Source organism: Paraglaciecola sp. 25GB23A, assembly GCF_040012495.1.
GTDB lineage: Bacteria > Pseudomonadota > Gammaproteobacteria > Enterobacterales > Alteromonadaceae > Paraglaciecola.
The window spans coordinates 1-9,367 of record NZ_JBDYKM010000044.1 but is presented as its reverse complement, the minus strand read 5'-3'; the positions used below and the strand labels follow the sequence as shown (position 1 = coordinate 9,367).

The following is a 9,367-nucleotide window of genomic DNA, read 5'->3' as shown; positions in this document are numbered from 1 at the left end:
CCATTGCCTAATGGGCTCATGGGGCAACACATCATCAACCAGCAAGGCGGCGCTTTCTGCCATTCGCCGCGCACCGCCATATTATCGATGTGTTACGCGGTTCCAATGCCGAAAAAGTGCTGCAAAACCAGCATAACTTGCTCTCAACCTACAACATTGGCAATGAGTATAATAAAAAGCAGTGGATGACGTTAGCTAGGCAATTGATCCAAAAAGGGCTGCTTAATCAAGAAGAACAATTTGGGGGCTTAAAGCTCACCCAAAAGGCCGGTGATGTATTAAAAGGTAAAGCACCTTTTTATGCTTTGTTGCAGCAACCTGTTGCTACTAGTAGCCAGTCATCGAAAACACTGGCTAATCCTGGTGATCAGCAATTAGTTGCGATATTAAAAGCTGACCGTAAACGTTTAGCTGATGCAGCAAACTTGCCGCCTTACGCCATTTTCTCTGATCGTACACTCAACGAAATGGCTCATTATTTCCCCCACTCCCAAGAAAGCTTGTTACGTATTCATGGCGTAGGGCAAGCCAAATTAGATAAGTATGGAGATCATTATCTAGCCCTTATCAGCGACTATTGCCAACAAAATAGTATTGAAGAATTGACCAATACCCAAACGGCTAGTAAAACAACGGTGAGTAAAAGCAGCAGTACCAACTCCAGTAGCCGCAGCGCTGAAATTGTTAGCGCTTATCAGTCGGGGCAATCTATAGCGTCTTTAGCCGAACTATTTAATGTAAAAGACGGCACTATCATTAATCATCTGTATCGCTATGCGCAAGATGGGCATGAGTTTGCTAAACCTATACAGTTGCTGGAGCAATCAGGTTTGAGTCAAACCCATATTGATGCAGCTTTAGCCGCATTTGCAGAACATTCTCATGAGCGTCTAAAACCGGTTTATGACAGTTTGAACCAACAAGTCACTTATGATCAATTACATCTACTTAGGATATATTTTGTTAGTCAGTTGGTTGAATGATCCGAGTTGATATGTCGAAATAGGCTTCACTAGTGCTGATGTGATGTAAATCAACAAATCAAACGCTCTGACTTTTTATTCTTAATTTTTAGGCACCAGTTAACAGCTCTAAATCATGACCAGTCAAATACACACCGAATTCTTTGATCAACATATTGATATAGTGACGAGGAACTTTGTCACATGACTGAAGTTTTTTAATGGAGGATATGTGACATCCTAAACGTTGCGCGAAACAACTGGCGGGAATACCTCTGTGGGCAAGAAAAGTCAAAAAACGTTTGCCGGTCATATCAATTACCTCTACAACTAACCGCACTTTACGGACTATAAGATGAGACACATTTATAGCATGATAGTTCCCTTTCTTAAGTATCTTGTTACATAACGTTAACGTTTTAATAACATGGTAATGATTACAGAACACAAAATAACCTCAGCGCAGGAAACTTCTTTAATTTGTTATCGACCTGTACTGATCAAGCGCATTATTATGTCAGTTAGTTGGCTGAATGACCTTGGCTCAGGTTAAATAAGCTTCACTAGTGCTGTGATGCGAAATCAGCTAGAATGCGCGCCCGAATTTTACATTGGCGAGGCAATTTATGAGTGGACCAATCAATCGCACTATTTCTGTGGCGCCAATGCTGGATTGGACAGATAAACATTGTCGGTATTTTCTTAGACAAATTTCACAACACGCGCTTTTGTATACAGAAATGGTTACTACTGGGGCGATCATCTTTGGCAAAGGCGACTATCTTGCATATAACCATGAAGAGCACCCTGTAGCATTACAACTGGGCGGCTCTGATCCTACTGATATGGCGCGCTGCGCCGCGCAAGCGCAAAAGTATGGTTATGATGAAGTAAACATCAATGTGGGTTGCCCTTCTGATCGTGTGCAAAATGGCAGGTTTGGTGCGTGTTTAATGGCCGAGCCTGAAACTGTAGCTGCATGTATTAATAGCATGCAGGCAGAGGTGGATATTCCCGTCACGGTAAAGTCCCGCATCGGCATTGACGATATGGATGAATACCAAGACTTAACAGACTTTATTGATGTAGTAGCTGCTTCAGGTTGCGATACCTTTATTGTGCATGCCCGTAAAGCTTGGTTAAAAGGGTTAAGTCCGAAGCAAAATCGCGATGTGCCGCCATTGATGTATGACCGTGTCTATCAACTAAAGCAACAGTTTCCCGATTTACATATCAGCCTAAATGGTGGGGTCAAAACCTTAGATGATGTGCAGCTTCACCTTGAATATTTGGATGGCGTGATGATAGGCCGTGAGGTTTATAGTAATCCTTACATTTTAGCTGAGGTCGACAAACGTTTTTATCAAGATAATTCTGTCATCAAAACACGAGCTGAGGTAGTCATGGCGATGTTGCCTTATGTAGAGCAGCAAATTGCAGAAGGTGCCCGACCATGGCATATCGCAAGGCACATGTTGGGCCTGTTTCAAGGACAAGCTGGTGGCCGCATTTGGCGCAGATACTTAAGTCAAAATGGTACAAAAGCAAATGTGGGTATTGAGCTGTTAACGGATGCTTTGGATGTGTTGTTAGACGCACAATCTAAGGCCAAACAGTTCCAATCCGAGATGATTGGTTAAATTGACCAAGGTTATGGCAAAAATCACTAAACATTAGGAAAGAGCGATATGCGCTTAACTCCCTAACCTTATTGAAAAATTAAAAATATCATATAAATCAGATAGATAAAAATAATTTCATGATTGGCACAACTATCGCAAAGGATACTGCGACTTAAACAATAACTGTTCACACAATTTAAAAACAGTTATCACTAATTAAACCAAAGGAAAATATCATGTTCACTAAATCTAAAATCGCTGCCATTGCACTGACTTCCACTTTAGCTTTCGCTTCTACAGCTCAAGCCGAAAACGTTTCTTTAGAGCAATATGTAAGCAGCATGGTTAATCAAGCGATGGACGTTGCACAACAAGAAGTTCAAAACAACTTACGTGCTGCTGTATTAACGGTAGCCAACAACGTTAGCTTTAACGAAGAAAAAACTTACACAGCTAAAGTGTCTATTACTGACCTTACAAGTGATAGTCAAGAGGCAACAAAAACACAAGCTGAATAAGGAGTTGACTATGTTTAATCAAATCTCTTTATTCATTATGTTGTTAGCGCCAGTCGTTGCCTATGTGGCAGGCGCAGTGATTTTTAGTTTCGTTGAATGTTTACGCAAAAGCTCAATATTAGCTAAATATAACAACATTATCAGTTATCGAAACGGTCTCTAATTGTAGTATTGACCGTTTTTAGGTTTATTCTCTCCCAAATATAATTCCTCAATGCATGTACTTTTGTCGTCTCTAAGCAGTCATCCTATAAATCATATGCACGTTTATCGTTGCTTTATTTTGATTGGTGAGTAATTAGGTATTTGTACCCATTCTTCTTTATTTTTATTAGTCTATAGTTTTTGAAGTACGACACTAATGTGACAGTGAGCTGCTTGTTTCAGAATATAAATGAGTTTTTATTTTTCTGATCCCTTAATCAAAACACTAGATTTTGTAAAAATAGGTGAAGTTAAAATATAATGAACCACAAAACCGCAAAAATCATATCGAGTGAAACTTACATTGCCATTATGGCCGTTGCGTTAGTACTTATACCGCTGATTGTGTTTTCTTTGCTGAGTTTTTATCAGGTTTCACAATCCATAACAGACATCATAAAAAGTGAGCTGCAACTTAAATCATCACTCTTGGCCAATGACATCAATCACTTTATGAGTGAGCGCATCATTAACACCAAAGTCATTTCGCAGGCGGATGTTTTAGAAAACCAAGACCTAGCGGCTAAAATTCAATACCTAACTGACATCACTAGTGCAAATAAATGGATTAATGACATAAACATCATCGATATAACCGGGGAAATTGTCGCAAGCTCAGGCATGCAATATGAAAAAGGTGAATTGTTTTGGACATTATATCCTATCGAAAAATCGTTATTTATCTCCGCAAGCAAAGAACAGAAAGGACAAGTCTATGTCTCAAAAGCCATGCTCTTAGATAAGGGGCCTGGCGTTCTTCTTATCACCCCTATCACCGATGATAGTAATACAAAGTTAATTGGCGTGCTGTGTGTTGAAGTGAGCCTTGATAATATTTCAGAGATTGTCTCCGTGTTTAAGAAAGAGACAATTGGGGGGAAGTACGTTTACATTCTCGATAACGATGGCAGGGTGATGATTTCAGATGATCTTACTGTGAAATTTGAAGACCGCTTTCCTGACTTACAGACTAAGTCAGACTTGTTAGATACCTTTTCCCTACAGGATAATATAGGCAGTATTATTTATATTGACCACAGCGGTGATGAGGTTATGGCTGGTTATGCCGACATGGCTGAGTTTGGAGAAAATAAAGCACTAAACTGGAATGTTATTGTCATTGCTCCAATGAATGAAGTCATCGAGCCAGTCAATGAATTAAAGCAACTACTGTTAATTATGGGTGGCATTATTGCACTGCTATCGATGTTTTTGGTTTATCGTGCGTTGACCTTCATCAATAACAAACTAGGCCATGTAGCCATTCAGGCAGATGCCATTTCTCAAGGTGATTATTCGATAAAAAGACTCCCAGAATCCACAAGAGAAGGTGCTTATAACAAGCTTGTGGTTGCTATCAATAGAATGCAAATGAATATCCACCACACACTAAAAAGCCTGCAGGAACAGAAGTCTATTTTTGACCAGCACTCTATAGTGAGTATGACGGACAGAGCAGGTTTAATTACCTATGCAAATGATAATTTCTCTAATATTTCTGGCTATTCAAATCAAGAATTAATCGGTGAAAATCATCGAATATTGAACTCTGGTCATCACTCCGCTGAATTCTTTCATGACATTTGGAAGACGATTTCTAGCGGTAATATTTGGCAAGGAGAAATCTGCAATAAAGCCAAAAATGGAAATCTATATTGGGTGCTTTCAACCTTAGCACCGCTTTTTGATAGTAATGGCAAAGTATATCAATACATCTCCATAAGAATGGACATCACAAAGACAAAACAAACAGAAGTCTTACTTCGACGTTCTCATAAAATGGAGGCAATTGGCGAGTTAACAGGGGGAATTGCACATGACTTCAATAATTTACTCGGGATCATCATTGGTAATCATGATTTGATGAAACGAAAAGTTGAGGATGGTAGCAAGTTGCAAAAGCAGCTTAATATTGCACAGAATGCTGCTCTTCGTGGTGCTGAATTAACCCGTCGACTTCTGAACTTCTCAAGCCAATCGGAAGAACAGCATAGCCCAGTGGATCTTATTGAAATTATTAATGACTATAAGGACTTTATTAGCAAGTCAATCACTGCCAGCATAAGCCTTGAGATACATATCACAGCTGATATCTGGCAGGTTGATCTCGATCCTGGTGACTTTCAAGATACATTGATTAACCTGTCACTTAATGCACGCGACGCCATGCCATCAGGAGGGACATTAATATTTGAGGCCAGTAATACAATCTTAGATCATAATATGCTTGACCCACACAATGATATCAAGGCAGGTGAGTACGTAAAAATATTGGTGAGTGACTCAGGTACGGGTATGAATAAAGAAACCATTAATAAAATTTTTGACCCCTTTTTCACTACCAAGGATAAGAGTGAGGGCACCGGACTAGGCTTAGCTATGGTGTTCGGATTTGTCAAAAGATGTAAAGGAAGTATTATTGTCTACTCAGAAGAAGGATTGGGAACAACGTTTACAATGTATTTGCCACGCTCTAAGAGTATGGTAAATACATTTATTCAATCAAATGAAATTGACAAACATCTGCCACGAGGCACTGAAACCGTGCTTATCGTGGATGATGAAGCAGAACTATTAGTAATAGCGCAGAGTGTTCTTGACGATCTTGGCTATACAACTATTTGTGCTTCTAGTGGCGATGAGGCACGGGAAATAATTACAAATAACGATACTATTGATATTGTATTCTCGGATATTGTCATGCCAGGAAGCATCAATGGTTTTGATTTGGCTGATATCTTATCTACAGTTAAGCCAGGTATAAAAATACTATTAACGTCTGGCTTCACAGGTAAGATGAAACAAAAAGAGTCTGTTGCAAGATGGGCAAGTAAACTTTTGAGTAAACCTTATCGAGATCTGGAACTAGCTGAGGCGATCAGAAAAACTTTGGATGAATAAAATTTCATTATGAGCACACTAAAACTACTTGTTGTTGATGATGAAATAGACTTTGCTGAGTTTGTTGCCGATGTCGCCCAGGGCATGAATTTTGAAGTGATATTTACAGATAATCCGTCGACGTTTACCTCTCTTTATCACGCCAATCTGAATATCATTGTGCTTGATCTTTTTATGCCGAATATAGATGGTATTGAGTTACTTCGATATTTAAGCGAATGTAATAGTAATGCTTCGATAATATTTATGAGTGGTAAAGATGGAAGCGTACTGAATTCTGCACAGGAAATTGCATTAGAACAGGGTATGAACGTATTAGGTGTTCTGTCAAAGCCATTTTTAGTCAAGCAACTTGAAGATCTACTAACCAAATATGTTCAACATGCACCTACCCAAACCATAGGTTTTTCGCAACCACCATCCGTTAGTGATATTGAATCGGCAATAGAAAATGAAGAATTTTTTATGATGTATCAGCCACAAATAAATATGGTTAATCGTGAAGTTGTTGGTGTTGAGGCGCTTATTCGCTGGGTTCATCCATCAAAAGGGGTGATCTCCCCCGCTGTTTTTATACCCATTGCGGAACAAAATAACTTGATGAAAGAGATTAGTTTATTTGTCACTAATACAGCAATTCAACAACAAGCCGACTGGTTAAAATCTGGGTTAAATTTGCGGATGTCTATTAATATGTCACCAAAAAACTTGGATGATCTGCTACTGCCTGAAAAATTAACATCCTGTGCAATTGCAATGGGTGCCAACATCAATAGCATCATGATTGAGGTAACAGAAACGGCGCTAATGTCAGATGTTGTTCGTTATATGGACATTCTTATACGTCTGAAAATGAAAGGATTCAATCTCTCAATTGATGATTTTGGAACGGGTTATTCATCATTAAAACAATTGGTTAGAGCACCTTTTAATGAACTTAAAATCGATCAAACATTCATTAAAAACCTGGATACAGATCAGGAATGCAGAACAATTACAGAAGTATCAATCCTGCTTGCACATAAACTTGGGATGAAAGTAGTTGCTGAAGGCATCGAAACTGAGGTTGTGTGGAAAATCCTGCAACAACTGGGCTGTGACGAGGGGCAGGGATACTGGATGGGTAAACCAATGTTGTCAGATGAAATACTGGCGTGGAAAGAAGATTGGCAGTCTATTTGATTTATTTACAATTGATTTGGATTTAATACAGCTTAACCGAGAGCGCCTTACTCAACCCATCTTTACGAACCTATAATAATTTGGATAGGTTTAATTAAATATCAATGACTGTTTTTGCAGATTTGCAGATTTGCAGATTTGCGATTGGCAGATTTAGCCATGTTCTTATCCGCATCTGCTGAGATGTTGACTGTTACAGTTCAGTCTATCCGACCATAATCACAACTATCTTCACTAACTCATAAAATGCCTAGAAACGTTCCTTAACTTTCATTTTCAATCACGATCACTTTATATGAAGGCAGTCCAATTTCATCGAATTTAAAGACAGTATGGATAGCGAGGCCTCTTACATTTGTAAAAGCTTTAAATTGACTGACGTTTTTCTCTTTGAGGTTATTGAGCATGATTTTTTCGGATTCATTCTGTTTTAACCATGAAATATTCTCTTCCAAGGTTAAACCATTATCTTTTTCCATGTTATTTAGAAAGTTCTGTGCATTGATGATGTAGGTATAGGTGACAAGGCAGAAATTAGAGAGGCGCTCAGAAGATGCGCCAACAAGCGACGTTATGTTATCTACTTCTACTGGCAACAGCTGGTTAATATCTTCAATGGCTGGACTAAGTTCGTTACAAACCTCAAGTGAACTCTGAGCTAAAACACTCTGAGTGGTGAGTAACAATAAGACAATAGGAAAAAAATACTTCAAAGCACTTCTCTGTAAGATTCATAGGTTAATTGTTGGCAATAATAATTCAAACATCGATATATAGGTAGCTATTTAAGCATCAAACAAAACAAATGGATCAGAAAGTGAATCACGCCTTAAATCAGTTGGTGTTGGTCCAAAATGGCCAGCAGATCATTGTAGCTAGCGACTCGAGTATAGGTAAAATAAAACGTCATTTTTCCTAAAATCAAAGTACATGATGCCTCATATTTTCCATATTGACATCTATTTTATATTCTTAAGGGAGTGAAAGTCGGCTCTTTTTCGTCTATTAATCAACTGTTTCTACTTAATTCAGAATTCAAGACAAGCGCATCCCGCTGTTGTGCAAACCAGCTCTGAATATTACTTATGATGATGAACGGCTTTTATTCAAACAGACTTATCTGAGGCGGTGCTCGACTTTGTGGGGGCAATAGCTCGACGACTTCGTCATTTTTTGTATTCAGGTGACTAAGTATCTTTTGGATCACCAATGGATCTTCGATGCTCGCTATAACCTTAACCGCACCACCGCATTGCTCACACGTTTCTATTTCTATCCCAAAAACCCGTTTAAGTCTTTGCGCCCAGGTCATCGATTGGTGTTTTTGTGCCCGTGTTTTTTCCTGCCCTGTCGGCAATGCTTTTTTTGCCTTATTTCGTAAGGACGGCGTTATTGTCACGCGGTGCCGACTGTTTGGTGCAAATACACCATGAAAGCGCGTCAGATTAACTCTGGGTTTGGGCACCAGTGCCGCTAAACGGGCAATAAAATCCAGAGGCTCAAAGATCACATGAGTGGTGCCGTCACGGTAGGGTGTTTTGAGTTGATAGCGCACCTTACCGTAAGTTGTTATTGCCAACCTTTTTTCTGATACCCCAGAGCGGGTAATATAACGGCACAGCCTTTCGAGTTTACCCCTATCCTGTGCATTGCTCATGACACCTGCATGGAGACTGAAGCCTGCCACATTTGCGGCAAAGCATGACGCAAGCCCTTGCTCTGCCATAGGTGCAATGGTTCGCAAGGTAAAGACCTTTCGTCCTTGCTGTTTGCCTGTAGCGATGCGATAAGTAATGGAATACCCTTGGATTTGTAACATCGGATCGTCTTCCAGCCCATCCAAAGCCAGGTAGTCATTGTCATCATCCCTCACTAATAAACCCTCGCGCTCAAGAAAACCCGCCACACGCTGGCTAATGCGGTGAGTAAGGCTATTCAGTTCACTTTTTGTCGGGGCTTTTATCGGGTAAAAGCGCGT

General features: G+C 39.6%; 9 protein-coding genes. 6 read left to right on the top strand and 3 right to left on the bottom strand.

Annotated features, from left to right (window positions below; genetic code table 11):
- The first annotated feature begins 56 nt into the window (after positions 1 to 56).
- Positions 57 to 983 carry an RQC domain-containing protein gene (locus ABKW31_RS22365; protein WP_348618934.1) on the top strand — a complete coding sequence of 309 codons (927 nt, stop codon included), beginning with the start codon at positions 57 to 59 and terminating at the stop codon, positions 981 to 983.
- 88 nt (positions 984 to 1,071) lie between these two features.
- Here ABKW31_RS22365 and ABKW31_RS22360 read toward each other — a convergent pair whose 3' ends face one another.
- A complete protein-coding gene (locus ABKW31_RS22360; protein ID WP_348618933.1) occupies positions 1,072 to 1,275 on the bottom strand; it encodes a hypothetical protein in 204 nt (67 codons plus the stop codon).
- Positions 1,276 to 1,588: 313 nt separating this feature from the next.
- On the opposite strand from ABKW31_RS22360, the gene dusA reads away from it, so the two are divergent.
- The 5 genes from dusA (at position 1,589) to ABKW31_RS22335 (ending at position 7,389) form a co-directional block, all read left to right on the top strand.
- Positions 1,589 to 2,602, top strand: coding sequence for a tRNA dihydrouridine(20/20a) synthase DusA (gene dusA, locus ABKW31_RS22355; protein ID WP_348618932.1), 1,014 nt, complete (start codon positions 1,589 to 1,591; stop codon positions 2,600 to 2,602).
- 218 nt (positions 2,603 to 2,820) lie between these two features.
- On the top strand, positions 2,821 to 3,102 hold the full coding sequence (locus ABKW31_RS22350; RefSeq protein WP_348618931.1) for a hypothetical protein: 282 nt from the start codon (positions 2,821 to 2,823) through the stop codon (positions 3,100 to 3,102).
- Between the two features lie 10 nt (positions 3,103 to 3,112).
- Positions 3,113 to 3,265: a hypothetical protein gene (locus ABKW31_RS22345; RefSeq protein WP_348618930.1), complete on the top strand. Its 153-nt coding sequence runs from the start codon at positions 3,113 to 3,115 to the stop codon at positions 3,263 to 3,265.
- 302 nt (positions 3,266 to 3,567) lie between these two features.
- Positions 3,568 to 6,207 (top strand): cache domain-containing protein, encoded by a 2,640-nt coding sequence (locus tag ABKW31_RS22340; protein WP_348618929.1) that lies wholly within the window; start codon positions 3,568 to 3,570, stop codon positions 6,205 to 6,207.
- Between the two features lie 9 nt (positions 6,208 to 6,216).
- Entirely contained in the window at positions 6,217 to 7,389 is a 1,173-nt protein-coding gene (locus tag ABKW31_RS22335) for an EAL domain-containing response regulator (protein ID WP_348618928.1), read from the top strand.
- A 263-nt stretch (positions 7,390 to 7,652) separates the two neighbouring features.
- Here the strand turns inward: ABKW31_RS22335 and ABKW31_RS22330 are convergent, their stop codons facing one another.
- The gene (locus tag ABKW31_RS22330; protein WP_348618926.1) at positions 7,653 to 8,102 is read right to left on the bottom strand and encodes a hypothetical protein; all 450 of its coding nucleotides are present in this window, start codon (positions 8,100 to 8,102) and stop codon (positions 7,653 to 7,655) included.
- Positions 8,103 to 8,491: 389 nt separating this feature from the next.
- Positions 8,492 to 9,367, bottom strand: an 876-nt coding sequence (locus tag ABKW31_RS22325; RefSeq protein WP_348618925.1) for a transposase, incomplete at its 5' end; no start/stop codon positions are given.